Below are 24,805 nucleotides of genomic sequence, written 5' to 3' on the forward strand. Positions count from 1 at the left end.
CGGGGCGGCGCCATGTTGCGGCCCGCGAAGCCACGGCGTCAGCGGGTGGGGTCGTCGCCGCGCGAGAGGCTGTCCCACCCGTCGATTTCGTCCATCGTCCCGGCGCGGCCGGCCTCGTCGTCCCGGGCCGCTCCCCCATCGTCGGGTGCCGTCGGGCCGGGCGCGGCACCGGCCACGCCGGTTGCTGCCGTGGCAGGGGTGTATTTGCGGCTGGTCTTCCACCGGCGGGAGGCGACGGCGAGCCAGATCGCCGCGCCCATGATCCAGATCCCAACCACCAGGGTGCACCATGGCCAGAAGGTCACCTGGTAGTCGCCCTGGATGCGCAGGGTGCCGGCCGCCGTGCCGACCTTGGACACGGCGGCGGCGACGGGGTCCGACAAGGCGGTCGCCGCGGACCCGGTGATGCCCAGCCCGGAGAGGAAGACCAGGACGGCAATGACCCATCGCGCAAAGCGGCCGGCGATGGCGGCGGCGACGGAGCCGGCCAGGGCCACGACCGCCAGCGCCGCCACCGCGGTGGCGGCGTCCTGGCCGGAAACGTCGAAGGGCTGGACGTTGATGGCCCCCTGGGCTGGGACGACGTGGATCCAGGTGCGGGTGCTCATGGCCAGGCCCGCGATGCCGCCGATGACCCCGGCGAACACGACGTAGCGTTTGGACATCCACCTGGCCGATGTGCGGGTCAGTGCGGTGCCCGTCGCGTGCGTGCTCATGCGTCCTCCCCGTGGGCCGCCGGGCGCAGGGTCCGGGCGGCCCAGACCGCCCGGAGCGGCGCGGCCGCCTTGTTGATGCTTTCCTGCGATTCGGCGTCCAGGTCCGAGTCGGCCACGATCCCGCCGCCGGCCTGCACGTAGGCCCGGCCGTCCTTGAGCAGCGCGGAGCGGATCGCGATGGCCATGTCCATGTCGCCGGCGAAGTCCAGGTATCCGACCACGCCACCGTAGACGCCCCGGCGGTACGGTTCGACCTCGTCCAGCAGGCGCAGGGCTCGGGGCTTCGGAGCCCCGGACAGCGTTCCGGCGGGGAACGTCGCGGCCAGCACGTCGTAGGAGCTGGCCTGCCCATCGAGCCGGCCGACCACGTTCGATACGAGGTGCATGATGTGGCTGAAGCGTTCGACCTCCATGAACTGGGTGACCTCGACGGTGCCCGGTTCGCAGACCTTGGACAGGTCGTTGCGGCTCAGGTCCACCAGCATCAGGTGCTCCGCCCGCTCCTTCTCGTCGGAGAGGAGGTCCTTTTCGTGCAGCAGGTCGTCCTCGTAGGTGGCGCCGCGCGGCCGTGAGCCGGCGATCGGGTGGGTCACGACGTGGCGTTCGTTCACGGTGACCAGGGCCTCCGGGGAGGATCCCACGATGGCATAGGTGCCGCCGTCGGAATCCTCGAGGTTGTACAGGTACATGTAGGGGCTGGGGTTGGTGGTGCGCAGGATGCGGTAGACGTCGAGCGGGTCGGCGGTGCAGTCGAGCTCGAACCGGCGGGAGACGACGACCTGGAAGACCTCCCCGTCCACGATGGCCTCCTTGCCGCGGACGATCGCCCGGCGGTAGCCGTCCTCGTCCCAGCTGTGCGTGACGGCTTCCATGAGCTCCGCCGCGGGGACCTGCGTTCCGCTGAAGACCGCGGCCGTTCCGGACGCGGGGGCGGACAGCGCATCGAGCATGGCGTTTAGTTGGGACACGGCATCGGCGTAGGCCTCGTCGACCCCGGTGTCGGCCCCGTCCTGGTTGATCGCATTGGCGATCAGCGTCACGGTCGAGTCGCGGTTGTCCAGCACCGCCATCTCGCCGACCAGGTTCATGGCCAGTTCCGGAAGCCCCAGGTCGTCGGGCGGTGGTTCCGGCAACCGTTCCCAGTGCCGGATGCACTCCCACCCGACGAACCCGACCATGCCCGAGGTGAAGGGCGGCAGTCCGTCGAGGGGTTCGGTGCGCAGCATGGCGACGGTGTCGCGCAGCACCTCCACCGGGCTGCCCTCGGTGGGCACCCCTGCCGGCGGGACCCCGATCCAGTGGGCGGCCCCGTCCCGCGTGGTCAACGTGGCGCGGGAGCCGCACCCGATGAAGGAATACCGGCTCCACACCCCGCCTGCGGCGGCGCTTTCCATCAGGAAGGTGCCCGGGCGTCCCCCGGCGAGCCGTTCGTAGACGGCAATGGGGGTCAGGTGGTCGGCCAGGACGCGCAGGTTCACCGGAATGACGCTGCGCCCCTGGGCGAGTTCCCGGAACTCCTCGAGGCTGGGGGAAATGACCCCGAATTCATGCATGCTGTACTGGGTTTCCTTGCGTATGCGGGTGGGGTGGCTAGACAGTGGCCGGGTCCGGCCCCGCGACGGCAGGCAGCGCCCGGCCCTCGAAGCAGGTCCGCGTCCCGGTGTGGCAGGCGGCGCCGATCTGGTGGACCCTGATGAGCAGTGCATCGCCGTCGCAATCCAGAGCTGCAGAGCGGACGAGTTGCTGGTGGCCCGAGGTGTCGCCCTTGCGCCAGTATTCCTGCCGGGACCGTGACCAGAACGTGACCCGGCCGGTGGTCAGGGTCCGGTGCAGGGCCTCGTCGTCCATCCATCCGAGCATCAGGACCTCGCCGGTGTCGTCCTGCTGGATGATCGCCGCCACCAGGCCGTCGGCATCGCGCTTCAGGCGGGTGGCGATGGCGGGGTCCAAGGCGGCTTCCGGGGACAAGGGGGCTGGGTTCTGCGGCATCGACCCCAGTCTACTGGCCGCGGGGGCACGCCGTGCAGTCGGTGACCGCGCCATCCGCTCCGGATCGCCGGGATCGTGCTAGTTTCAAGGTGATGCGATACGTACCCCCGTCACGTGAAGTCCTCGCCGAGGTCCTGCTGGCCGCCGGGCCCGACGAATCGACGTTGTGCGCCGGCTGGAAGACACGCCACCTGGCGGCACACCTGGTGTTGCGCGAACACAGCCCCTGGGCGGCCGGGCTCGGCATCGCGCCGCTGCGGGCCCCCATGGAACGACGGTTGGCGCAGACGGCCCGCCGCGTCGAGGATCCGGGGCACTACGCCGAACTCGTCGACCGGTTCCGCCGCGGACCTGCCGTGCTGTCCCCGCTGGCACTGCCGGCCCTGGAGCATGCGGCCAACCTGATCGAGTTCTTCGTCCACACCGAGGATGTCCGCCGTTCGGCCGACCGGTGGGCCCCGCGCATCCTGGACGACGAGTACGCGGACGTGCTGTGGGAGGCACTCATCCGCCGTGCGGCCGTGTACTACCGCGGCGTCGACGTGGGGATCATCCTGCGCCGTCCGGGCGGCCAGCGCCATGTGGTGCGGAAGGCCGCGACGTCGGTGGCCATCACCGGTGCGCCGGGTGAGCTGTTGATGCACGCCAACGGCCGCCGGGAGCATGCGCTGGTGACCTTCGAGGGGTCGCCGGACGCCTTGGCCCTGTTCTCCAGTTCGGGCCAGTAGCACCTCCGGCCCCCGCCGGTGGCACCGGTCCTAGAGGGCCCGGGTGCGGTAGTGGTAGCTGGACGCGGTGCTGAACCCCAGGGCGTTGTAGAGCACGATGGCCCCGACGTTCGATTCCCGGACCTGCAGCCAGACCCCGCCCAGGACCCGTTGGTAGGCCTCGTGCAGCACGGCTTCCATGATGAGGCGCGAGTAGCCGCGGCGCCGGGCCTCGGGGCGGGTGGTCACGCAGTAGATGCCCGCGTATTCCCCGACGATGGCCATCCTGGCGATCGACTCGATGCGCCCGTCCACCCGCAGCCCGAGGTAGACGGCGGGGGAACCCTTGAGGATGCGCCGGGAGACCTCCCGGTCATCCGGCGCGGCCGGACCATCCTGGTACCAGAACACCTCGAGCCATTCCCGGGACGGTTCGTCGGTGAATTCGATCCGCGGATCGGGCGTGGTGGCGGCAAAGCGTCCCAGCTCCGAGCCGTCCATGACCTGGACCAGGGTGGGGGTGCCCACGGTGTAGCCCCGGGCGGCCAGGTAGTCGTCCAGCTCCGCCGGCTGTGCGGCGGGGCTGACCTGGAAGGTGGAATTCAACCAGCGTGCCGCGCTGCGGGTCTCGACTTCGGCGACTGCCGCTTCGAGGTCGTTCGGTGCCGCCGCGGGGAGGACGGAATTGGCCCGTTGGGTGATGCCGGCGGAGAACCTGAGGGTCCATCCGCCCAGGGCGCTCTTTTCCAGTGCCGGCCACGCGGCGTCCATCAAACGGTCGAGTTCTTCTGGTTCAGCGAACAGGGTAACCTGCCTCCTTGATGGCCTGCTTGACCCGCGCGATCATGTCGACCGGGCCGAAGTGGAAAATCGAGGCGGCCAGGACCGCGTCGGCGCCGGCGGCGATGGCCGCGGGGAAATGTTCGGGCGCGCCGGCACCGCCGGAGGCGATGATCGGCACGTTGACCGCCGCTCGCACTGCCGAGATCATTTCGACGTCGAAGCCGTTCTTCGTCCCGTCGGCGTCGATGGAGTTCAACAGGATCTCCCCGACGCCGCCGTCTGCGGCTTCACGGGCCCAGGCGACGGCGTCCTTCCCGGATCCGGTCCGTCCCCCGTGTGTGGTGACCTCGAATCCCGACGGCAGGGCGGGGTCGGTGGTCCGCCGGGCATCGACCGACAGGACCAGGACCTGGGAGCCGAAGCGGTGGGTGATCTCGCGGATGACCTCCGGCCGGTTCACGGCGGCGGTGTTGATCGAGGCCTTGTCGGCGCCGGCGCGCAGCAGCCGGTCGACGTCATCCGCCGAGCGGACGCCGCCGCCGACGGTCAACGGGATGAAGACCTCCTCGGCGGTGGTGCGCACGACCTCGAAGGTGGTCTCCCGGTTGCCCGAGCTGGCAGTGACGTCGAGGAAGGTCAGTTCGTCGGCGCCGGCGGCGTTGTAGCGCTTGGCCAGTTCGACCGGGTCGCCGGCGTCACGCAATCCCTCGAAGTTGATGCCCTTGACGACGCGGCCGGCGTCGACGTCCAGGCAGGGGATGACACGGATGGCTACGCTCACGAAACGCTCCCCTAGATGCGGATGGCGTGGATGTTGGTCACGAGGATGGCCCGTGCGCCGAGGTCATAGAGCTCGTCCATGATGTTGTTCGCCTGGGCCTGCTTGACCATGGAGCGGACCGCGACCCAGTCGCCGTCCTGAAGCGGCGAGACGGTGGGCGATTCGAGGCCGGGCGTCAGCGCGCAGGCCTGCTCTACGAGGTCCTTGCGGATGTCGTAGTCCAGCATCGCGTAGCGGCGGGCGACCAGGACGCCCTGCAGGCGGCGGGTCAGGATCTCCAGGCCGTGCGGGCTCTCCCCCGTGCGCCCGATGAGCACCGCCTCGGACTCCAGGATCGGCTCGCCGAACGTTTCCATGCCGGCAGCGCGCAGGGTGCTCCCGGTCTCCACGACGTCGGCGATGGCATCGGCGACGCCGAGGCGGACCGATGATTCGACGGCTCCATCGAGGCGGACCACGGAGGCATCGATGCCCTCCCGGTCGAGGTAGCTGCGCAGCAGGCCGTCGTAGCTGGTGGCGATGCGCTTGCCGGTCAGTTGCCCGACGGCGGAGAAGTCCCCCACGGGCCCGGCGAAGCGGAACGTCGAGGCGCCCAGCCCCAGCGGCAGCAGTTCCTCCGCGTCGCCGTTGACGCCGGCGTCGAGGAAGAGGTCGCGTCCGGTGATGCCGACATCGAGGATGCCGCGTCCGACATAGACGGCGATGTCGCGGGGACGGAGGTAGAAGAACTCGACGTCGTTGTCCGGGTCGACCATGACCAGTTCGCGGTTGTCGCGGCGCTGGCGGTATCCGGATTCGCTGAGCATGGCGGTGGCGGCCTCGGAGAGGGCGCCCTTGTTCGGTACGGCTACTCGCAACATGGTGGTGCTCTTTTCTGTGCTGGCTGTGGCTGGTGGATCTGCGTCCCGGGCCGCCGGCCCCGCTGCTGGCGGGGTGTGGCGGCTAGAGATGCTTGTAGACGTCTTCCAGCGACAGGCCCTTGGCCAGCATCATCACCTGCAGGTGGTAGAGCAGCTGCGAGATCTCCTCGGCTGCTTCATCAGCGGTCTCGTATTCGGCGGCCATCCAGACTTCGGCCGCCTCCTCCACGATCTTCTTCCCGATGCCGTGGACACCCGAATCCAGCTCCGTGATGGTGCGGGATCCGGTGGGGCGTTCCCGCGCCTTTTCGGCCAGTTCGGCAAAGAGGGTGTCAAAGGTTTTCACCCCTCAAGGGTAGCCGCTGGCCGGCCGCCGCCCCGACTCGCCCGAATCAATGTGACAAACCCGACGGCGGGGCGGCAGGCCGGCAGGCTACTTGCCGGCCAGGGCCAGGGCCGTCAGCAGGGCCGCCGACATCGCCTCATGCCCCTTGTCCTCCACGGAGCCGGGCAGGCCGGCGCGGTCCAGGGCCTGCTGTTCGGTGTCGCAGGTGAGCACGCCGAAGCCGACAGGGGTTCCGGTGCGCACCGAGACATCGGTGAGCCCCGCCGTCGCGCCCTGGCAGACGAAGTCGAAATGCGGGGTGCCACCGCGGATGACGACGCCCAGGGCCACGACGGCGTCGAAGTTGTGGGCGAAGCGGGCCGCGGCGACGGGCAGTTCGAAGGTCCCCGGCACGCGGATGACCTCAGGGTCGGAGATGCCGGCCTCGGCTGCCGCCCGCAGGGCCCCGTCGACCAGCCCGTCCATCACCTGCTGGTGCCAGCTGGCGGCGATGACGACGGCGCGCAGTCCGGCGCGTCCTGCCGCCGCGAGTTCTTCCGTGCCGGTGGTGGGTGCTCCGTGTCCGCTCATCAGTGCTGCTCCTTGGTCGTGGTGGTTCCGTGGGTGTCGGGCGTGGCCGCGGCGAAGGCCTCGGCGAGGATCTGGTGGGACATGCGTTCGCGTTTCGTCTGCAGGTACCGCGTGTTTTCCGGCCGGGCGGCGATCGTGCTCGGGACCATGTCGACGACGTCGATCCCGGCCTCGCGCAGCCAGCTGGCCTTCAGGGGGTTGTTGGTGATCAGGCGGATCCGCTCCAGCCCCATGCTGTGCAGGATGGCGGAGGCGGCGTCGTAGCGTCGGGCATCGACGGGCAGCCCCAGCTGCTCGTTGGCCTGGACGGTGTCCGCCCCGCCGTCCTGTAGGGAGTAGGCGCGGATCTTGTTGGCCAGGCCGATCCCCCGGCCCTCGTGGCCGCGCAGGTAGATGACGGTCCCGCCCGAGGCGGCGATGGCCGCCAGGGCCGCGTCAAGTTGTTCCCCGCAGTCGCACCGGTAGGAGCCGAAGACGTCCCCGGTCAGGCATTCCGAATGCAGCCTGACCAGCGGCGCCTCCCCTCCGGCGTGCTGCGGGGTCGGCGCGGTCAGGACCAGGTGTTCCAGCCCGGTCGCGCGTTCGGACCAGGCCTGCACGGCGAAGGTCCCGTGGGCGGTCGGCACGGCGACCACGGGGCCGCCGAGCACCGCGGACGGCGCGGCGGGCTCGGGGGCGGCGTCCTGCTCCTGCCCGAGGTGGGTGGCCAGGTCCTCGATGCTGATCAGCGGGATGGAGAACTCGTCGGCGAAGGCCCGCAGTGCCGGCAGGCGCATCATCGTCCCGTCGTCGTGCACGAGTTCGGCGATGACCCCGACCGGCTGCACCCCGGCCAGGCGGCAGAGGTCGACGCTGGCCTCGGTATGGCCCCGGCGCTCGAGGACGCCCCCGTCGACGGCGCGCAGCGGGAACATGTGGCCAGGGCGGTTGATGGCCCGCTCGGTGCTGTCCGGATCGGCCAGCACGCGGGCGGTCAGGGCGCGGTCGGCGCCGCTGATGCCGGTGGTGACGCCGGATGCGGCGTCGCAGGAGACCGTGTAGGCGGTGCCCTTGGCGTCCTGGTTGACCTCCACCATGGGCGGCAGGCCCAGCTGGTCGGCGCGTTCGCCGGGCATCGGCGCGCACAGCACGCCCGAGGAGTAGCGGATCGTCCAGCCCAGCAGTTCGGGGGTGGCGAACTCGGCGGCGAAGATGATGTCGCCTTCGTTCTCGCGGTCCTCGTCATCGACCACGACGACGGGCCGGCCGGCGGCCATTGCCGCCACGGCCGCGGCGACCGGGTCCAGGATGCTGCCGTCGCGGGGACCAGCGGACTGCTCGGACGGGTGGCGGCGATCCGGGGCGCTCATCGGGCTGCCTCGGCACTGAAGGCGGCCAGGCGTTCGGCGTACTTGGCCATGACGTCGACTTCGAGGTTCACGTCGTCACCGGGCCTCCGCGCCCCGAGGACGGTTTCGCGCAGCGTCGTCGGGATGACGCCGACCTCGAAGTACTGTTCGGGCTCCGCGGCCTCGGAAACGGCGGTCACGGTCAGGGACACCCCGTCGACGGCGACGGATCCCTTGCGGGCGACGTAGCGGGCGAGTTCGCGGGGCAGGCCGAACCGCAGGCGGACCCAGTTGCCCTCGTCCTCGCGTTCGAGCACGGTCCCGGTCCCGTCGACGTGGCCCTGCACGACGTGCCCGTCCAGCCGTCCTCCGGCCGGTACGCAGCGTTCGAGGTTGACCGCGTCCCCGGGGCGCAGCGCGCCGGTGGTGGTCAGGCGGAGGGATTCGCCCATCACGTCCAGGGCGACGGTGTCCCCCTCGATCGCCGTCGCCGTCAGGCAGACGCCGTTGACGGCCAGCGATCCGCCCAGGCCGAGGTCTGCGGCGTGGCCCGGTGCGCTGATCCGCAGGACCGCCGCGTCGTGTCCGGGAACGTCCGCGACGTCTTTGACGCGGCCCTGCCCGGTGATGATGCCCGTGAACATTAGCGGGTCCTTTCGTTCTCTGGGATCCGTTCGGATCCCGGGTGTGGTTCAAGGTGGAGTACGACGTCGGATCCCAGCAGCTGGTGCGCTGGCCCGCCCACGTCGTCGTAGCGCCAGCGGCCTGCATCGGACAGCGTGGCGATGCCGAGGTCGCCGACGGCGCGTCGTCCGGCGCCCAGCAGGAGGGGGGCCTGGTAGAGCCAGAGCTCGTCGACGAGGCCGGCGGCCAGGAAGGCGGTGGCGATGGAGGCGCCGCCTTCGATCATGGCGTGGTCGATGCTCTGCCCCGCCAGGGTTGCCAGGACCGTTCGCGGGTCGTGCTCGCGCAGGTGGAGGTAGTGGTCGTCGGCGGCGATGGCGGCTCCCGGCGGCAGTGCGCGGTGTCCCATCACCACGCGCAGCGGTTGCCGTGCCAGGTCCGTCCCGTCGGCGGAGCGGGCTGTGAGTCGGGGGTTGTCCGCGTGGATGGTTCCGGTCCCGGCGATGATGGCTTCGGCCCGTGCCCTGATGCCGTGGGAATGCTGCCTCGCGGCGGTCCCGGTGATCCATTGGCTGGTGCCGTCCGCGGCGGCGATCCGCCCGTCCAGCGTCTGGGCCAGATGCAGGGTGGTGAAGGGCCGGCCTGCGGCCCGGGCGGCGAACCAGCGGTGGTTCAGTTCCCGGGCCCGGTCGCCGAGCAGGCCAACGCCGACTTCAATCCCCGCCCGCTGCATGAGTGCCCCGCCGCCGCCGGCACGCTGTGTGCCGTCGGCGGTGGCGTAGACCACGCGTCCGATGCCGGTCCGGGCGATGGCCTCGGCGCACGGGCCGGTGCGGCCGGTGTGGCTGCACGGTTCCAGGGTGCACAGCAGGGTCAACTCTGCGGCGCGCTCGGCGCTGACCGGGCCGAGGTCTTCCAGCGCGGCCGCTTCGGCATGCGGCGTTCCGGCGCCACGGTGCCAGCCCCGGGCGATCGGCCGGCCGGAGGCATCCAGGACCACGGCCCCGACCACGGGGTTGGCCCCCCGCACCCCGCGGCCTGCCAGTTCCAGGGCGAGTTCCATGCCGGCGTTTTCGGCGGCGGTGAATCCCCCGGCGGGTGGTTGCTCCCGCGTGCCGGACCGCGGTGCGTCGCCGGGGTTCATGGCGTCCTCCGGGTGATCGGATCGGGCATCGCCGTCTGGACCAGGGCGCGTTCGTGGTTCCGGGCCCGCCACCAGACGAAGAAGCCCACCAGGGTGAAGCAGCCGTAGAAGAGGTACATGAAGGCGGTGGCGAAGTATCCGGCGCTGAACAGCAAGGGGACCCCCACCACGTCGACGGCGACCCAGATCAGCCAGAACTCCACCCATCCCTTGGCCATGCCGTAGGTGGCCAGCAGGGAGCCGACGAACGTCCAGGCGTCAGCCCAGACGGGTTCGTAGGAGCCGAGGATGCGGAACAGCGGTGTCAGGGCCACGGTGCCGAGGACAAGGATGACGGCCAGCGCGCCGCGTTCGCGCGGCGTGGCCCACCGGGGCGAGATCGCCGTCCCTGCGCCGTCGCGCGCCTGCTTCCAGCGGCGGTAGCCGTAGACGGAGACGGCGATGAACATGATCTGCCGTCCGGCCTGGCCCAGGAGGTTGGCGGCGTGGCCGGTGTCGAAGATGCTGCCGAGGAAGACGGTCAGCAGCAGCAGGTTCCCCACGATGCCGACGGGCCAGGCCCAGACCTTGCGTCGCATGCCGCCGACGGCACTGGCCAGTCCGAAGATGTTGCCGACGACTTCGCGCACCAGCAGCGAACTGCCGCCGACGGGGATGTCGGCGTTGAAAATGTCTATGAGCCACCGCAGGGCGTCCATCGTTCCTCCTCGTGAGCTGCGGCAGCTCCGGGGGTACGACAGTGGGGTTCGGATCGCCGGATACCCGCAGGCAACCGGTCGACGGACCCGTTCTGTACGTGCTTCTCCCATCCAGACTTTAACTGTCGGTACCGGAATTCCACCGGTTCAACCGGGGTGCCGTGAGGCACCGCGGGTCGCGGACTTTGACCGCCGGTTCGGACTTTCACCGACCCCGGAGCACGTGTGTTTACTTGTGTTCCTAAACTATAGTCCCGTTCCGGTCGGGGCGACTACATGTCGCAATGCGTCGATGGCCGCGTCGGGGTCCTCGGTTCCATACACGCTGGAACCGGCCACGAAGACATCCGCCCCGGCCTCGGCGGCCCGCAGGATGGTGTCCCGGGTGATCCCGCCGTCGACCTGCAGTGCCACGGGCAGGCCGGAGCCGTCGATCGCGGCGCGGGCGCGCCTGATCTTGGGCAGGATGACGTCCAGGAACGCCTGGCCGCCGAAACCGGGTTCGACGGTCATGAGCAGGAGCATGTCCAGTTCCGGCAGCATGTCCAGATAGGGTTCGACGGCGGTGGCCGGGCGAAGCGCCATGGCTGCCTTGGTGCCGCGGGAGCGCAGCTCGCGGGCGAGCCGGATCGGTGCGGCCGAGGCCTCGGCGTGGAAGGTCACCGAGTCGGCGCCGAGGTCGGCGTACCCGGGCGCCCAGCGGTCCACGTCGTTGATCATCAGGTGCACGTCCAGCGGCAGCTCGCTGGCTTCCCCGATGCGCTTGACCACCGGGAGCCCGATGGTGAGGTTCGGGACGAAGTGGTTGTCCATGACGTCCACGTGGACGGCGTCGGCGGTGCTGATGCGGCGCAATTCGGACTCGAGGTTGGCGAAGTCCGCGGAGAGGATGCTGGGGTGGATCCGGCAGGAGCCCATGGGTCAGCCTTTCGTCGGCAGGGTCGGTGTGGTGTCGCCGTCGTTCCTGATCAGGGCAAGGAACATGGCGTCGGTCGAGTGCAGGTGGGGCCAGAGCTGGACGGTGTTGCCACCGGAGGCGTGGACGGTCCCCTCGATGCCGCCATCGACCGTGACGGCGTTGACCGCGGCCGCGGTGTCGAGCAGCCGGACGCGGGGGTGGCGCCGCAGCGCGTCGTCGAGCACTGCCAGCGTCTCGGCCGGATGCGGGGAGCAGGTCGCGTACGCCAGCACGCCTCCGGGTCGCAGGGCGGCCAGGGCGGCGTCGATGAGTTCACCTTGCAGGACGGTCAGGTCCGCCACATCGGCTGGGCTCTTGCGCCAGCGGGATTCGGGGCGGCGGCGCAGGGCCCCCAGCCCACTGCACGGTGCATCGACGAGGATGCGGTCGAAGCGCTGCTCGGCCGGGATCTGCAGGTAGCGTCTCCCGTCGCCCACCACGACGTTCCAGGCGTCGTGGTCCACCGGCCGCAGGGCCTTGCGAACCAGTTCGGCACGGTGTGCGGCTGGTTCGTTGGCGGTGACCTCGGCCCCCTGCCCGGCGGCCAGCGCCGCCAGTAGTGCCGCCTTGCCGCCCGGTCCCGCGCACAGGTCGAGCCAGTCGGTGTCGCGGCCCTCGATGCCCACTCCGGCCAGGGCGCGTGCCAGCAGCTGCGATCCGGCGTCCTGGACCCGGGTGGTGCCACGGTGGATCGACGACAGCCGCGACAGGTCCCCGCCGCTGTAGTAGGCGGAGTCGGGCGCCAAGGTGCCGGGGGTGGCTCCGTGGTCGAGCGCCTCATCGAGGGTCCCGATGCCCGGCAGGGCCACGAGGTTCACCACGGGGGCGAGGTTGTCGGCCTCGAGCAATGCGCTGATTTCCCCGGCATCGCGTCCATGGGCGACCAGTGCCTGCCGCAGGGCGCGGACGACCCATTCGGGGTGGCTGTGTTCGAGGGCGAGTCGGGCCACCGGGTCCTCGAGCCCGTCGAGCAGTTCGGCGGTCCATGCGGCCGCGTCCTGGCGCGAGACCTTGCGCAGGACCGCGTTGACGAGCCCCGAGGGACCTGCACCGATGACCGCACGGGTCAGGCCGACGGTTTCGTCAAGGGCCGCGTGGTGCGGAACGCGCATGGCCAGCAGCTGGTGTGCGCCCAGCCGGAGAGCGTCGAGGATCGCCGGTTCGAGGTTGGCCAGCGGCCGGTCGACGCAGCGGGCCAGGATGGCGTCGTAGAGTCCCCGGCCGCGCAAGGCGCCGTAGGCGAGTTCGGTGGCGAATCCGGCGTCCCGGCCGGAGAGGCCGTGTTCGCGCAACCGGGCCGGCAGGACCAGGTTAGCGTACGCGTCCTGTTCGTCCACGGCGCGCAACACCTCGTACGCCGCCAGACGTGCCGGATCGGCGATCCGCCGGCGCTGCGAGGGTGCGGCTGCGCTGAAGTGGCGGGTACCGGATCCGCCGCGGTTGCGCTGGCGTCCGGCTTCGTTGCGGCGTGGGTCGCGTGGTTCGTTGCTCATGCGAAGATGACCTGCTTTCGTGTTGCGTCGCCTTCGGCCGATTCGAGTCCCCGGGCCCAGTCGGCGGCGGGCATCATCTTCTTCCCGGCCGGCTGTACCTGCAGGAGCTCGATGGCATGCGAGCCGGTTCCCACGAGTACGCGGGGCTTGCGTCCCGGCAGTATGCGGACGGCCCCAGGGGCCAGGTCCTCCACCTCGGGCAGCAGGTCCACGGCACCGAGTTTGAACCGTTGGCCGTCCAGGCTCGTCCAAGGGCCCGGTTCGGGGGTCGTGCCGTTGATGCGTCGGCGGATTCCCAGCGCCGGCTGGTCCCAGGTGATATGTCCGTCCTCGAGGGTCAGTTTCGGGGCAAGGCTGACGTCGCCGGTTTGCGCCACCGGTTCCAGCATGCCGATGTCGATGCCCTGCAGTGTCTGCGACAGCAGGACCGAGCCGCTCTCCGCCAGCCGCTCCAGCAATGCGCCGGCGGTGTCGTCGGGCCTGATGTCTTCGGTCAGCGTGCCGTAGACCGGGCCGGTGTCCAGGCCCTTCTCCAGGCGGAAGGTCGCCGCTCCGGTGAGGTCGTCGCCGTTGATCACCGCATGCTGGACCGGCGCCGCCCCGCGCCAGGCCGGCAGAAGCGAGAAGTGGAGGTTGACCCAGCCGTGGCGTGGCATCTCCAGTGCGGCCGGGGGGACCAGCCCCCCATAGGCGACGATGGCGGCAACCTCGGCGCCGACGAGGGCGATCTGCTCGATGGCGTGGGCATCGATGCGGTTGGCCTTGATGACGGGCAAGTCCAACTCAGCGGCGCGCGAAGCCACCGGCGACGGGGCCAGGACCCGTTTGCGGCCCTGGGGTGCGTCCTCGCGTGTCAAGACGGCGACCACGTCGAACCCATCGGCAACGAGCCGGTCCAGGGAAGGCACGGCCACGTGCGGGGTGCCGGCGAACAGGACCTTCACAGCCCGGCTCCGTGGATGCCGCCACCAAAGCTCGAACCCACCGATATCGCCCGGCTGCTGCGGGTGCGATGGGCGACATCGTTGTAGCCGAGCGCACGGATCTTGCCCAAGGCGTCCTTCTTGTCGGCGCCGCGGAGCCGGTCGATGTAGAGACGGCCGTCGAGGTGGTCCGTTTCATGCTGCAGGCAACGGGCGAGCATTCCCTCGCCTTCAACGGTGAGCGGTTCGCCCGTCACGTCCATTCCGGTAACACGTGCCCAATTGGCCCGGGGAAGCGGGTAGCCGAGTCCTGGAACGGAGAGGCACCCTTCGGAGGCAGCGGCGTCGTCCTGGCTACCGACTTCCAGGACGGGGTTGACGACGTGGCCCTCGTATCCGTCGACCCGGTAGGTGAAGACGCGGAGGCCGACGCCCACCTGTGGTGCTGCCAGGCCGGCCCCGTCGACGGCGTCCATCGTTTCGGCCATGTCCTCCACGAGCCGGGCCAGCTCCGGCCCGAAGGTCGTGACCTCGGAGGCGGGAGTGCGCAACACGGGGTCGCCCACGATGCGGATTTCGAGAATCGTCATGACTTCATGCTCCTGACGCCGAGTGCCCGGCAATGTGCTGTGGAAGGTCGCATGGGGCCCCTGGGGGCGGGGCCGGTGCGCCCCACCAGTCTACCTACGGGGCCGGAGGCGGGCCCACGGGACGGAGCGGCGCCCCTGCCTCGGCGACCTTCAGGCCCGATTCCCAGACCCGACGCAAGGCAAAGAACCTGCTCCAGTAGGCGGGAAGGACCTCGGGAGCGGCCATCAGGGTACGCACCTCGGTCTCGCCCACCGCGACACCGAGCAGCATGGGGTCCTCTCCGTGCGGCCACGGCTCCCACGTGCCCGCCGCCGCATCAACCACCACTTCTTCGGCCTTGTAGCCCGCAGCCAGCTGCATGACGACCTTCGGGTCGAGGGCCTTGACGCGCCCGTCCCGGTCGGTGCCCTTGGTCTTGTAGTCGATGAGGCACAGCCGTCCACCGATGCGCGCCACGAGATCCAGCGTGCCGGCGTAGCCGACGGTGTGGTTCCAGATGGTGACCTCTGCCGCGATGGGTTCGACCCGGTATTGGTCCCACCAGTCATCGAACCTCGAGGCGAACCCTCCCTCGTCCTTCTCCAGGAGGGCCTCGCGCGCCTCGGCGGCGCTGTGGGGTCGGCCCAGTGCCCGGAGGGCCACCTGCTCGCAGTAGGTATGGACGCGGTCACCCCGTTCGGCTGCGGAATTGCGGTACACCTCTGCGGCGTTCGAGGCATCGCGGGCGACGGTGCGCATCTTGGCGGCATTGCCGACAGCAGCCGGCAGGCGATCGTCCTTGGTGACCGCGGTGGCCGCCATGTGCCCGATCCAACCGTCCAAAGACGTGGACGCCTGGCCGATCACGGTGGTGATCGAGGGAACCTCGGGCAGGCCGTCGATCTTGCGGGAGTACATGCGGCCATAAGAGGTTTGGTGGGCCAGGGCAGGTGAAGTCATGACCACGATTCTGGCATGACCTTCCGACGGGTTGCGCACCTGCGTCGTGCCTTGTGGTCCTCCCCCGCGGGAGGGGAATTTCCGCGGAAAACCGCGGGACACGTTGCGACGGGCACAACGATTTGGAACTTCGGGGAAACGTCGTATAGAGTTTTTACTCGTTGGAACGCAGCGGAACGGCAGCTCGGAAAGGGTCGGAACGGTGCAGGAAATCAACATGCGGACATAGCTCAGCTGGCTAGAGCGCCACCTTGCCAAGGTGGAGGTCGCGAGTTCGAATCTCGTTGTCCGCTCGCAAGTCACTGTAATGGTCGATTCGTCGATCAAGCCGGAGTTGGGAAACCAGTTCGGGTCACGGTGGGGTGGCCGAGTGGCTAGGCAGCGGCCTGCAAAGCCGTATACGCGGGTTCGAATCCCGTCCCCACCTCGCATACGGTAATGTTGCAACCCTGAAGAGGGCGATTGGCGCAGCGGTAGCGCGCTTCCCTGACACGGAAGAGGTCACTGGTTCGAACCCAGTATCGCCCACTGAAAAGGCTCCGCCACGGCGGAGTTTTTTTATGCGGACATAGCTCAGCTGGCTAGAGCGCCACCTTGCCAAGGTGGAGGTCGCGAGTTCGAATCTCGTTGTCCGCTCCACAACCGCCGGACGGACGCTGATTCCGTTCGGCGGTTTTCTGTATTCCGGCCCCGGGAGGGGTGGATGTCGGGATGAGGCACCACCCATTACGCCGATGGCGCAGAAGTTTTTCACCCGCAACCCTCGAACTGGCGGGCCTCACCTCCGTAGGATGTTGTCTACACGGAGGCGGTAGCTGGCCTCCCGGAAGAGAGGAGGTGCCACTTGGCTTTTTTTGACGAGCTCAAGGGCAAGGCCGGGGAGTTCAAGGACAGGGCCACCGAGGTGGCCGAGGGCGGAGCCGAAATGCTCCGCGGTGCCGTGGATGGCGTTGGCGATTTTGTCGACGAGAAGACCGGTGGCAAGTACTCCGACCAGGTGAACCACCTGCAGGAATCGGCCATCGGGTTGCTCGACAAGGCCGGCGTCTCCGACACCGATACCCCAGCCTAGATTTTCCAGCGTCCGCGTCGGACGCAAGCCGGCCCACGAGCGCGGCAACGAGGTGCCGGTACCGCCGCGAGGCGGGACCGGCACCTCGCTATGTCCGGACGATGCTGGCCGCGCTGGGTCGATGATGGTCAGCCCGCCTCCCGCATGGTCGCCAAACGAGTAGAGATGTCTACCAGTCGATTTCCGGGTCAATGATCCTGCGCCCGCCACGACTAGGCCGGGGTTGTTGGTTGGACCAACGAGGGCCCGCCCCGCGACGAGGACAACTCGCGTCGAGATGCCGATTGCTGCCCGTGCGAGGCGTGCCGCTCCGGTCCGATCACCACGCAGTAGCCCCACACCGGGAATCGGTGCCGTTGCGCCGAGATTCCAAGAGCCACCGAGCCACGGAGGACACTGTGGCGGACCGAGGGCTGCCGCTCCCCCGCTGCCGGGTCACCGCGGTGGTCAACCTCAGGCCGCTGCCACAGAGAACGATTGGCCGGCATTGGGCCGAGACAGCAGGTGGTTGACGACATACTCGGCATCGGCCCCCGCGCCCCCGATCAACATCGACCGGAACGAGGACTGGAACGACAGGCCAGTGAAATAGAGTCCCGGCGCTGAGGGCACCGCTCCCTGCTCCTCCATCGGCCACCCGTCGTCACCGATGACCGGCAGATCAATCCAGGAGAAGTCGTGCTGGAAACCAGTGCACCAGACCACGTTGGCAACGTCGGCCACCTGGTCCTCGCCGAGGACCGGGAGCCCCCCGCGAACGCCGGTCAGCCGTTCGACCACGCGTCCGACGCCTGCGCCCTCCAGATCCGAATTGGTGACTCGGAGAAGAGGGGCACCATGGGCACGCACGAAGGCCCGTGCCTTACGCCCAATCGGGGTCCGCACCGACTGGACGTGCCCCCACACCTGCCACATGATGGGGAAGACGACCCGAAATCGAAGGGATTCCGGGCGGATGGGGATCCGACCGGTGTCGCGGCCGCAGAGGACCGTTTCATGGGACCGTGCCACTTCGATGGCGATGTCCGCACCGGAGTGCGAAGCCCCCACGACCAGCACTTTTCCGTCGCGCAGTTGCCCGGGGTTGCGGTACTCGCTCGAGTGCAGCTGGACGATCTGCGGGTCGAGGTCGGCACCGGCCGACGGCAGGCGCGGGCTGCGGCCGAAGGTACCCGTCGCGATCACGACGTTGTCGGCTTCGTACCGGCGGTCGGGAAGTTCCACGACGTATCCTGGTCCGCTGCGCGCCACGCGCCGCACCGGGCTGTCGTGGCGCACCGGAAGGTCGAATCGCCCGGCATAGGATTCCAGATAGTCGGCCACTTCGTCCTTCGTCGGATACGAGTGCGGCTCCGCCGGGAAGTCAAGCCCCGGGAGGCCGTCGTATCCTGCCGGGCTGTACAGCCTGAGCGAGTCCCAATGGCACCGCCAGTTGTCACCGACGCGGTCGTTGGAATCGACAATGATGAACTTCGCCCCTCGGCGTTTGAGATGGTATCCGGCGGCCAGTCCTGCCTGGCCCGCGCCGATCACGACGGCGTCGAGGTGTTGGTTCGGGTGTTCTGCGTGGGTGTTCATGACTTCTCCTGAGTAGTGATGTGGCCGGTCAGCGCAGTGGTTGCGGGACCGGGGCACCGGCCGGGGCGTGAGCCTGAGCCGGATGGCTGCCCGAATGGGCCTTCCTGCGTCCCACGGAGCCCTCGTAGCGGAGGTACCAGATCAGCATCAGCACCGTGGACACGAGGTAGAAGGAGTGCAGGACCCATACGGGGCCGACCGGCAGGCTGAACACGTACACGGAGTGCACCATGTTTCCGACGTTGGCAAGCGCGAGGTTCCCAAGACTGTAGGAGGCCATGTTCTTGCTCCGTCCCGCCTTGACGAGCATCGGCAGCGTGCTGATGGCGAAGATCGCCGTGGACAGCGAGCCGGCGAGCAAGGGAAGGGTCAGCTCCACCACACCCACCTCCCGTCCGCCTCGTCAACTCCTTAAAGTTAGGCCGGTGGAGACCGTCGGCGCATCGGGAGAACGCCCCATTCAGGATGCCCCGGGGCATGGGTCAATTCATGTAGGCCAGCGTGGGAGGAACCGGCAGCTACATCAGTTCATGCTGGTAGGCATAGGCGGTGGCGGCGGATCGCGACGAAATGTCGAGTTTGGAGAAGATGTTGCTGAGGTGCCGGGCAACGGTCTTTTCGCTGAGGAACAGCGTCTCCGCGATCGCCCGGTTGGTGTTCCCCGTGGCCACCGCGCGCAGCACCTGGATCTCACGGGGCGTGAGGCCGCGGGACTCTGCTTCGACGCCCGGAGTGGCCACACGCCGCAAGGCCATCGTGTCCGGCCTGGCGCCCAGTTGCCCGAAGGCAGCGGCGGCGGCATCGAACTCCATTTGAGCGGCGTCCAGATCCCCCAGTTCCCGGCAGCATCGGCCTTGGAGGACACGAACGCGGGCGCTCTGGTAGGGCGCGCTGAGGTCCCGCCAGCTGTCCGAGGCACGGCGCAGTTCGTCGAGTGCCTCGCGGGGCTGCCCCTCGGCGAGGAGCACCGCACCGACGGCTTGGGTGGACATCGCCTGCAGGAACCTCACCTCCCCCGCGGCCGCGATTGCGGCGAGTTCTTCAGCCGCAGCCCGTGCGTCCGAGAGCTGACCGGCTGCCAACGCAATCTCCACCGAAGCGGCCAGGACCCGTGGGCGGTGAAACGCCTGCCCCGGTTCGTCCAGCGCCCGCCGGATCCCGGAAACCGCCGCATCCAATCGGCCCTGGGCAAGGCGGAGCAAGGCAAAACCCGGCTGGATCTCGTGACCGCACGCGCTCGCACGACGATACGAGTTTTCGGCGGCTGCATGTTCGCCACGCAGCCGGTGCAGCTCGCCCGCCTCGTAATAGGCCGTGCCGATTCCGGGTTGGCCGGGAGGGGACTCCAGACGACGGCAGGCCACGCGCACCTGCTCCGTCGCTTCATGCCAATCGCCGTTCAAGATGAGGATCTGGGCGCGGTGGACGAGGCATTCACCCCGAAAGGGGACCAGGTCCGGTTGCGCTTCGCACCACCGACTGAGCGCCCCGGTCCATTCCGCAGCTCGACGGACGTCGAAGGTGTCATGGCAGGCGACGATGACCGCACAGTACACCAACCCCGAGACGATCGGTGAGACTTCGCCGGCCGTGACAGCGACCATGACCTCATCCAGTTTTGCCAAGCCGGCGCCCCACTCACCCAAGGCGATCTTCGCCTGGCCGATACCCAAGCCGCTCAGGGCCAACAGTTCGGGCTGTCCCACGGAGCGCCCCAACTCATGGGCCCTTGAAAAAAGTCCGAGTGCGCTCGCCCCGTCTCCTTGCATGAGTGCCTGCAGCGCCGGTGGCAGGAGCACCAGGCCGCGCAACGCTGAGGTGCCGGGCCCGGCCTGCGCCAGCTCCTCCGATCGGGCGAACCAACCGCCAGCTGGCCCCATCTGGCCTTGGTTCATCAAGTTGAACCCCAGCCAAAAGGCGCATTCGGCCGCCTGTTCGCATTCCCCACGGTCGAGCCGCTGGTGGAAAGCACGGTCCAATAGCTTCACGCAGGCGTCGTCGCAGCCAACCAATGCGGAGGACTGGGCATACGATTCCAGATCCGCTGATGCCAGGTTTTCGGCGAGATCCACCATACCGTACTGCCGGTGGGCTTCCGCCCAAGCATGTTCCCTGAAGGCCGCTCGCGCCAGCCCGAGTGCCATTGCTTCGCTCATCGCCACCACCTGCTGTCGCGGCCGCGGGCGCGGTCGCGGTGGGCCAGAGGCCCGTGAGAAGCATTCTACCGGCGGGCGGAGCGGCTTCCTAGAGCGCGGCTTCCTCGACCTGCTGGCCCTCCCGTGCCAGTGCAGTCAGGCGCGAGACCGCACGGAAGTACTTCTTCTGGTAGCCGCCTGCCATCATCTCCTCGGTGAAGAGCGCGCTAAACGGCTCGCCGCTCGCGACAATGGGGACGTCCTTATCATATAGCCGGTCGGCCAGGACCACGAATCGCAGCGCGAGCGCCTGTTCAGTGATCGTGTCCACGTTGTGCAGCACCAGAACGTCGATATCCGCGACAAGTTGGCGGTAGCGGCTCGGGTGTACGGTCGCCAAGTGCTTGACCAGGGCGCCGAAATCGTCGACGGCCAGGACCTTGTCCGGGTAGCGGTCGGTGGCGATGGCCTCGAGGGCGGCGTCGTCCTCCGGCTCGGGAGCGTCGGCCAGGCCGCGGTGGCGGAAGTCCTCGCCGTCGATGCGCAGGACGTCGAACTGGTCGGCGAGGACCTGGATCTCGCGTTGGAAGTCCACGGCGGCGAAACGGCCTTCGCCCAGCGAGCCAGGCAGGGTGTTGGAGGTGGCAGCCAGCTTCACACCGGCGTCGGACAATTCACGCATGAGCCGGGACATCAGCACCGTGTCCCCCGGGTCATCGAGCTCGAACTCGTCGATGCAGACCAGCTGGTAGCTGCTGAGGACCTCCACTGTCTTGCGGAACGACAGCGCGCCCACCAGGTTCGTGTACTCCACGAACGTGCCAAAGGCCTTGGGGCCGGGGGCGGCATGCCACAGGGAGGCCAACAGGTGGGTCTTGCCGACGCCGAATCCCCCATCGAGGTAGATCCCTGCCTTGGTCTGCGGGGCCTTGCCGCCGAAGATGCGGCCCATCAGGGATTTCTTGCCCATGCCGATGCCGGCGGCGAACGCCCGCAGGGCCGTGACCGCCTCGGTTTGGGAGGGCTGAGCCGGGTCCGGGCGGTACGTATCGAAGGACACCACGCCAAACCGGTACGACGGGTGGAACCCGGCGAGCAGTTCGTCCGGGGAGACCTGAGGTGTGCGTTCGGTCAGGTGTTCGATGTGTGCCACGGGCGGCGTCGGTTCCTTCGTGTCGGGGCGGGTGGCGCGCAAGGCGCATGACGTCCAAGTTTACGCCCCCCGCGCAATATCGCATGGCAGATGACCGCCCGGAGGCACCGTCACGCCGCGGAGGGCTAGGCTGGATGGCAGATCCCCCAATCGCCGCGTGAATCGAGGAATTGTCATGAGCATTGCCGCCGACGCCAACGAGAAGTTCGCCGCCTACGCCCACCCCGAGCGCCTGGTCTCCACTTCCTGGTTGGCAGACCACTTGGATGACCCGGACGTGGTCGTCGTGGAATCCAACGAGGACATCCTGCTGTACTCGACCGGACACATCCCCGGCGCGGTGAACATCGACTGGCATACCGACCTGAACGACGAGGTCACGCGCGACTACGTCGACGGCGAGGCGTTCGCCCGCCTCATGTCCGCCAAGGGCATTGCGCGTGACACCACCGTGGTGCTCTATGGCGACAAGAGCAACTGGTGGGCAGCCTATGCGCTGTGGGTATTCACCCTGTTCGGCCACGAGGACGTCCGCCTGCTGGACGGCGGACGCGACAAGTGGCTGTCCGAGGAGCGCGGTACCACCCGCGAGGCCCCGCAGCCCGAGACCACGGACTACCCCGTGGTCCCGCGCAACGACGATGCCATCCGGGCCTTCCGCGAAGACGTGAACGCGCATTTCGGCAAGCCGCTGATCGATGTGCGTTCGGCCGAGGAGTACACCGGCGAACGCACCCACATGCCGGCCTACCCCCAGGAGGGCACGTTGCGCGGCGGGCACATCCCCACCGCCGCATCGGTGCCGTGGGGCAAGGCGGCCAACGAGGACGGCACGTTCCGCAGCCGGGCTGAGCTGGAGGCCCTGTACCTGGACGAGGCCGGCCTGCAGCCGGGCGACGACGTCATCGCCTACTGCCGCATCGGCGAACGCTCCAGCCACACCTGGTTCGTGCTCAAGCACCTGCTCGGTTTCGAGACGGTGCGCAACTACGACGGTTCCTGGACCGAATGGGGCAATGCCGTCCGCGCGCCCATCACCGTCGGGGCCGAGCGCGGCGAAGCCCCGGCGCCGGCCCGCGACTGACCGTCCCGACCCCGTCAACCAAGGAGTATCCCCCATGAGCGATGCCGCTGTTCCCGCAGCCCTGGCGGAGATCATCGACGACTTCAACGCGGTGACCGAACGTGAACGCCTGGAACTGCTGCTGGAATTCTCCGACGAGCTGCCCGCCTTGCCCGAGCGCTTCTCCGACCACCCGGAGCTGCTCGAGCAGGTCGTGGAATGCCAGTCCCCGCTGTTCCTGGCCCTTGAGGTCGCCGATACCGATGCCCACGAGGTCAGCCTGTACTTCTCGGCACCCCCGGAAGCGCCGACCTCGCGCGGTTTCGCCGGAGTGCTGCAGGAGGGCCTCGATGGCCTGCCGGCAGCCGACATCCTCGCCGTGCCCGACGACATGCCCGACCGGCTCGGGCTCACACGGGCCATCACCCCACTGCGAATGCGCGGGATGACCTCGATGCTCGCCCGGATCAAGCGCAAGATCAACGAGTCGCTGGCCGGATAGGTCCCGACCGGAGATGCCCAAGGCACACCGCCCGCCGGACACCGCAGGCACCCCGGCCACCCTGGCCCTTGATGCCGCCGGAACCCCTTACCGGGCCCACGGCTACGCCCACGACCCGGCAACGGCGTCGTACGGGGTGGAAGCGGCAGCGGCCCTGGGCCTCGAGTCGGGGCGGGTCTTCAAGACCCTTGTCGTCGACACCGGACGCCCCGGGGCCGATGCGCTGGCGGTGGCTGTGGTTCCGGTGTCCGGGTCCCTTGACCTGAAGGCCGCCGCTGCCGCCCTCGGCGTGAAGAAGGTGCAGCTGGCGGACCCGGCCGCAGCCCAACGCCGCACCGGCTACGTGCTCGGCGGGATCTCCCCGCTGGGCCAGCGCCGCCCCTGCCCCACGCTCATCGACGCGTCGGCCGCGGACTGGCCGACGGTCTACGTGTCCGGGGGCCGACGGGGGCTGGAGATCGAGGTGCCGCCGGAGGACCTGGTGCGGCTCACCGGGGCGATGCTGGCGCCGCTGGCTGCGCCGTAGCAACCGGCCCCGTTAGCGGGCCGGGGTCCTGGTGCCAGGTCGTGGTGCCCCCATGACGCGGTCCAGCCACCGGGCGACGGCCTGTTCCCAGCGCTGCGGGTCCACGTTCCATTCGCGGGTATGCGCGGCCACGGTGAAGCGTTCGAACGCGACCATGTCGGGATTGAGTTCGGCCAGCTGGGCCGACGGTCCGACGGGCACGAAGTCGTCGTCCTCGCTGTGCAGGATCAATGTCGGCACGCGCAGCTGGTCGGCCTTCGCGATCCAGTTCAGCTGCTTGAGGTCGACCGGGGTGGCGAGCCCGGTGACGGCACGGCCGGCGCGGTTGGAGAGCAGCCATTGGCCCAGCCGCCCGACGGCCTCCGGGATGCGGTTGAGCTTGGCCTGGTGCAGCAGCACGTCGATCCAGTTGACCACAGGCCCGTCCAGCACCAGCGCCTGGATATGGCGCTTGTGGCGCGACTTGTCGGCGACCTGCAGGCAGATCGCCCCTCCCATGGACCATCCCATGAGGATCACGTCGCGTGCCCCGTGGGCCAGGGCGTAGTCGATGGCCGCCTCGATGTCCTCCCATTCGGTGCTGCCCAGTCCATAGCGCTGGTCGGCCGCGAAGGGGGCGACGCCGTCGTTCCGGTACGACACCAGCAGCGAGGTCAGCCCGAGCCGGTCGGTGGTGGCCAGGGCGCGCAGGCCCTCGGTGCGCACGGCTCCCCTGCCGTGCACCATGATCGCCCAGGTGGTGGAGCGGCCGGTGCCGGGGACCAGCCAGGCCGGCGCGTCGCCGACGTTGGTGGGGACCAGGACGTCCTTGGCCGCAAAGCCGGCGTCCTCCGGTGATGCGTAGACCACTCCCGACCACCAACCGCGGACGGCGCGGGCCAGGTCCCCGCTGTAGACGTGCTCGACCCGGCGGGCGACGGTGCCCTCGGCGGGGGTGAAGGAGAGCACCGCACCGATGCGGGCATGGCCGCGGCCGGAATCGAAGTAGAGCGAATAGACCCCGGGCGCCGTGGTGTCGGCCGAGGCCGGGAGGATGACCTCCTGGCAGTGGTCACCCTGCACGACGGCGAGAATCGCCAGGTCCTCCGTCTTGCGGACCGGGATGACTACTTGTCGGGCGAAGTACCCGGCCAGTGCCGAGGCACTGGCGGCCAACACGGACCCGGCGGCCACTCCGACGCCGGCTCCGAGTGCCGCCCACCGCAACATCGGGGCCCTCAGGGCGGATGGGGTGGCGTCCGATGTGTCCTCGCGCATGTCCCCATCATCGCAAGCCGTCGCGTCACCGCCAAGTTCCCCGGGATCCGCGGCGTCGTCCGGCATCGA

General features: G+C 69.2%; 27 protein-coding genes, 4 tRNA genes and 1 riboswitch. Of the genes, 9 read left to right on the top strand and 22 right to left on the bottom strand.

The genetic code is table 11. The features are described from left to right. Nucleotides 1–38: 38 nt before the first annotated feature. From AB8M85_RS05510 to hisI, 3 genes are read right to left on the bottom strand one after another with little or no spacing between them, the layout of a single operon-like run. Entirely contained in the window at nucleotides 39–716 is a 678-nt protein-coding gene (locus tag AB8M85_RS05510; RefSeq protein ID WP_372697785.1) for a Trp biosynthesis-associated membrane protein, read from the bottom strand. After that, nucleotides 713–2,269 carry an anthranilate synthase component I gene (locus tag AB8M85_RS05515; RefSeq protein WP_372697786.1) on the bottom strand — a complete coding sequence of 519 codons (1,557 nt, stop codon included), beginning with the start codon at nucleotides 2,267–2,269 and terminating at the stop codon, nucleotides 713–715. Before AB8M85_RS05515 ends, AB8M85_RS05510 begins: the two co-directional genes overlap by 4 nt. A gap of 37 nt (nucleotides 2,270–2,306) precedes the next feature. Further along, nucleotides 2,307–2,705, bottom strand: coding sequence for a phosphoribosyl-AMP cyclohydrolase (hisI, locus tag AB8M85_RS05520; RefSeq protein ID WP_372697787.1), 399 nt, complete (start codon nucleotides 2,703–2,705; stop codon nucleotides 2,307–2,309). Between the two features lie 92 nt (nucleotides 2,706–2,797). Between hisI and AB8M85_RS05525 the strand changes: the two genes are divergently transcribed. Next, nucleotides 2,798–3,433: a TIGR03085 family metal-binding protein gene (locus AB8M85_RS05525; protein ID WP_372697788.1), complete on the top strand. Its 636-nt coding sequence runs from the start codon at nucleotides 2,798–2,800 to the stop codon at nucleotides 3,431–3,433. Between the two features lie 30 nt (nucleotides 3,434–3,463). Here the strand turns inward: AB8M85_RS05525 and AB8M85_RS05530 are convergent, their stop codons facing one another. From AB8M85_RS05530 to AB8M85_RS05595, 14 genes are all read right to left on the bottom strand, one after another. Next, complete coding sequence (locus tag AB8M85_RS05530; protein WP_372697789.1) at nucleotides 3,464–4,183, bottom strand: GNAT family N-acetyltransferase; 720 nt, start codon at nucleotides 4,181–4,183, stop codon at nucleotides 3,464–3,466. 22 nt (nucleotides 4,184–4,205) lie between these two features. Then, complete coding sequence (gene hisF, locus AB8M85_RS05535) at nucleotides 4,206–4,976, bottom strand: imidazole glycerol phosphate synthase subunit HisF (RefSeq protein ID WP_372697790.1); 771 nt, start codon at nucleotides 4,974–4,976, stop codon at nucleotides 4,206–4,208. Between the two features lie 11 nt (nucleotides 4,977–4,987). After that, the gene (hisG, locus tag AB8M85_RS05540) at nucleotides 4,988–5,836 is read right to left on the bottom strand and encodes an ATP phosphoribosyltransferase (RefSeq protein WP_372697791.1); all 849 of its coding nucleotides are present in this window, start codon (nucleotides 5,834–5,836) and stop codon (nucleotides 4,988–4,990) included. 82 nt (nucleotides 5,837–5,918) lie between these two features. Continuing rightward, nucleotides 5,919–6,182, bottom strand: coding sequence for a phosphoribosyl-ATP diphosphatase (locus AB8M85_RS05545; protein WP_372697792.1), 264 nt, complete (start codon nucleotides 6,180–6,182; stop codon nucleotides 5,919–5,921). 87 nt (nucleotides 6,183–6,269) lie between these two features. Continuing rightward, nucleotides 6,270–6,752 carry a 6,7-dimethyl-8-ribityllumazine synthase gene (gene ribH, locus AB8M85_RS05550; RefSeq protein WP_372697793.1) on the bottom strand — a complete coding sequence of 161 codons (483 nt, stop codon included), beginning with the start codon at nucleotides 6,750–6,752 and terminating at the stop codon, nucleotides 6,270–6,272. Then, nucleotides 6,752–8,101 (bottom strand): 3,4-dihydroxy-2-butanone-4-phosphate synthase, encoded by a 1,350-nt coding sequence (ribB, locus tag AB8M85_RS05555; protein ID WP_372697794.1) that lies wholly within the window; start codon nucleotides 8,099–8,101, stop codon nucleotides 6,752–6,754. The genes ribH and ribB overlap by 1 nt, the downstream gene beginning before the upstream one ends. Beyond that, nucleotides 8,098–8,724 carry a riboflavin synthase gene (locus AB8M85_RS05560; RefSeq protein WP_372697795.1) on the bottom strand — a complete coding sequence of 209 codons (627 nt, stop codon included), beginning with the start codon at nucleotides 8,722–8,724 and terminating at the stop codon, nucleotides 8,098–8,100. The genes ribB and AB8M85_RS05560 overlap by 4 nt, the downstream gene beginning before the upstream one ends. Beyond that, nucleotides 8,724–9,848 (bottom strand): bifunctional diaminohydroxyphosphoribosylaminopyrimidine deaminase/5-amino-6-(5-phosphoribosylamino)uracil reductase RibD, encoded by a 1,125-nt coding sequence (gene ribD / locus AB8M85_RS05565; RefSeq protein WP_372697796.1) that lies wholly within the window; start codon nucleotides 9,846–9,848, stop codon nucleotides 8,724–8,726. Before ribD ends, AB8M85_RS05560 begins: the two co-directional genes overlap by 1 nt. Then, nucleotides 9,845–10,546, bottom strand: a complete 702-nt coding sequence (gene pnuC, locus AB8M85_RS05570; protein WP_372697797.1) for a nicotinamide riboside transporter PnuC — start codon at nucleotides 10,544–10,546, stop codon at nucleotides 9,845–9,847. The genes ribD and pnuC overlap by 4 nt, the downstream gene beginning before the upstream one ends. A 94-nt stretch (nucleotides 10,547–10,640) precedes the next feature. Next, nucleotides 10,641–10,773, bottom strand: a riboswitch (FMN riboswitch). 19 nt (nucleotides 10,774–10,792) lie between these two features. Beyond that, on the bottom strand, nucleotides 10,793–11,464 hold the full coding sequence (rpe, locus tag AB8M85_RS05575; RefSeq protein ID WP_372697798.1) for a ribulose-phosphate 3-epimerase: 672 nt from the start codon (nucleotides 11,462–11,464) through the stop codon (nucleotides 10,793–10,795). 3 nt (nucleotides 11,465–11,467) lie between these two features. Beyond that, complete coding sequence (locus AB8M85_RS05580) at nucleotides 11,468–12,997, bottom strand: RsmB/NOP family class I SAM-dependent RNA methyltransferase (RefSeq protein WP_372697799.1); 1,530 nt, start codon at nucleotides 12,995–12,997, stop codon at nucleotides 11,468–11,470. Then, nucleotides 12,994–13,941 (bottom strand): methionyl-tRNA formyltransferase, encoded by a 948-nt coding sequence (fmt, locus tag AB8M85_RS05585; RefSeq protein WP_372697800.1) that lies wholly within the window; start codon nucleotides 13,939–13,941, stop codon nucleotides 12,994–12,996. Before fmt ends, AB8M85_RS05580 begins: the two co-directional genes overlap by 4 nt. Further along, complete coding sequence (gene def / locus AB8M85_RS05590) at nucleotides 13,938–14,510, bottom strand: peptide deformylase (RefSeq protein ID WP_372697801.1); 573 nt, start codon at nucleotides 14,508–14,510, stop codon at nucleotides 13,938–13,940. Before def ends, fmt begins: the two co-directional genes overlap by 4 nt. A gap of 94 nt (nucleotides 14,511–14,604) precedes the next feature. Continuing rightward, nucleotides 14,605–15,450 carry a cytochrome gene (locus AB8M85_RS05595; protein ID WP_372697802.1) on the bottom strand — a complete coding sequence of 282 codons (846 nt, stop codon included), beginning with the start codon at nucleotides 15,448–15,450 and terminating at the stop codon, nucleotides 14,605–14,607. 219 nt (nucleotides 15,451–15,669) lie between these two features. Here AB8M85_RS05595 and AB8M85_RS05600 point away from each other — a divergent pair. The 5 genes from AB8M85_RS05600 (at nucleotide 15,670) to AB8M85_RS05620 (ending at nucleotide 16,522) form a co-directional block, all read left to right on the top strand. Beyond that, nucleotides 15,670–15,743 (top strand) — tRNA-Gly (locus tag AB8M85_RS05600). 63 nt (nucleotides 15,744–15,806) lie between these two features. Further along, nucleotides 15,807–15,877: transfer RNA gene (locus tag AB8M85_RS05605), tRNA-Cys, on the top strand. Between the two features lie 29 nt (nucleotides 15,878–15,906). After that, nucleotides 15,907–15,978, top strand: a tRNA-Val gene (locus tag AB8M85_RS05610). Nucleotides 15,979–16,012: 34 nt separating this feature from the next. Continuing rightward, nucleotides 16,013–16,089, top strand: a tRNA-Gly gene (locus tag AB8M85_RS05615). 205 nt (nucleotides 16,090–16,294) lie between these two features. Then, on the top strand, nucleotides 16,295–16,522 hold the full coding sequence (locus tag AB8M85_RS05620) for an antitoxin (protein ID WP_372697803.1): 228 nt from the start codon (nucleotides 16,295–16,297) through the stop codon (nucleotides 16,520–16,522). Nucleotides 16,523–16,975: 453 nt separating this feature from the next. On the opposite strand, the gene AB8M85_RS05625 is transcribed toward AB8M85_RS05620, so the two are convergent. The 4 genes from AB8M85_RS05625 to zapE form a co-directional block, all read right to left on the bottom strand. Beyond that, a complete protein-coding gene (locus AB8M85_RS05625) occupies nucleotides 16,976–18,100 on the bottom strand; it encodes a flavin-containing monooxygenase (protein WP_372697804.1) in 1,125 nt (374 codons plus the stop codon). 28 nt (nucleotides 18,101–18,128) lie between these two features. After that, nucleotides 18,129–18,479, bottom strand: coding sequence for a hypothetical protein (locus tag AB8M85_RS05630; RefSeq protein WP_372697805.1), 351 nt, complete (start codon nucleotides 18,477–18,479; stop codon nucleotides 18,129–18,131). A gap of 139 nt (nucleotides 18,480–18,618) precedes the next feature. Beyond that, nucleotides 18,619–20,256 (bottom strand): LuxR C-terminal-related transcriptional regulator, encoded by a 1,638-nt coding sequence (locus AB8M85_RS05635; RefSeq protein ID WP_372697806.1) that lies wholly within the window; start codon nucleotides 20,254–20,256, stop codon nucleotides 18,619–18,621. Between the two features lie 88 nt (nucleotides 20,257–20,344). Then, nucleotides 20,345–21,388: a cell division protein ZapE gene (gene zapE, locus AB8M85_RS05640; protein WP_372697807.1), complete on the bottom strand. Its 1,044-nt coding sequence runs from the start codon at nucleotides 21,386–21,388 to the stop codon at nucleotides 20,345–20,347. 175 nt (nucleotides 21,389–21,563) lie between these two features. Here zapE and AB8M85_RS05645 point away from each other — a divergent pair, with 175 nt between their 5' ends. Genes AB8M85_RS05645 through ybaK form a run of 3 tightly spaced genes read left to right on the top strand, consistent with a single transcriptional unit; the run spans nucleotide 21,564 to nucleotide 23,479 of the window. Then, nucleotides 21,564–22,472, top strand: a complete 909-nt coding sequence (locus AB8M85_RS05645; protein WP_372697808.1) for a sulfurtransferase — start codon at nucleotides 21,564–21,566, stop codon at nucleotides 22,470–22,472. A 34-nt stretch (nucleotides 22,473–22,506) separates the two neighbouring features. Beyond that, a complete protein-coding gene (locus tag AB8M85_RS05650; RefSeq protein ID WP_372697809.1) occupies nucleotides 22,507–22,953 on the top strand; it encodes a SufE family protein in 447 nt (148 codons plus the stop codon). A 13-nt stretch (nucleotides 22,954–22,966) separates the two neighbouring features. After that, nucleotides 22,967–23,479, top strand: coding sequence for a Cys-tRNA(Pro) deacylase (gene ybaK / locus AB8M85_RS05655; RefSeq protein ID WP_372697810.1), 513 nt, complete (start codon nucleotides 22,967–22,969; stop codon nucleotides 23,477–23,479). 12 nt (nucleotides 23,480–23,491) lie between these two features. On the opposite strand, the gene AB8M85_RS05660 is transcribed toward ybaK, so the two are convergent. Continuing rightward, nucleotides 23,492–24,736 carry an alpha/beta hydrolase family protein gene (locus tag AB8M85_RS05660; protein WP_372697811.1) on the bottom strand — a complete coding sequence of 415 codons (1,245 nt, stop codon included), beginning with the start codon at nucleotides 24,734–24,736 and terminating at the stop codon, nucleotides 23,492–23,494. Nucleotides 24,737–24,805 lie beyond the last annotated feature (69 nt).

Origin of the sequence: Arthrobacter sp. JSM 101049 (genome assembly GCF_041679245.1) — a bacterium.
Lineage (GTDB): Bacteria > Actinomycetota > Actinomycetes > Actinomycetales > Micrococcaceae > Arthrobacter_H.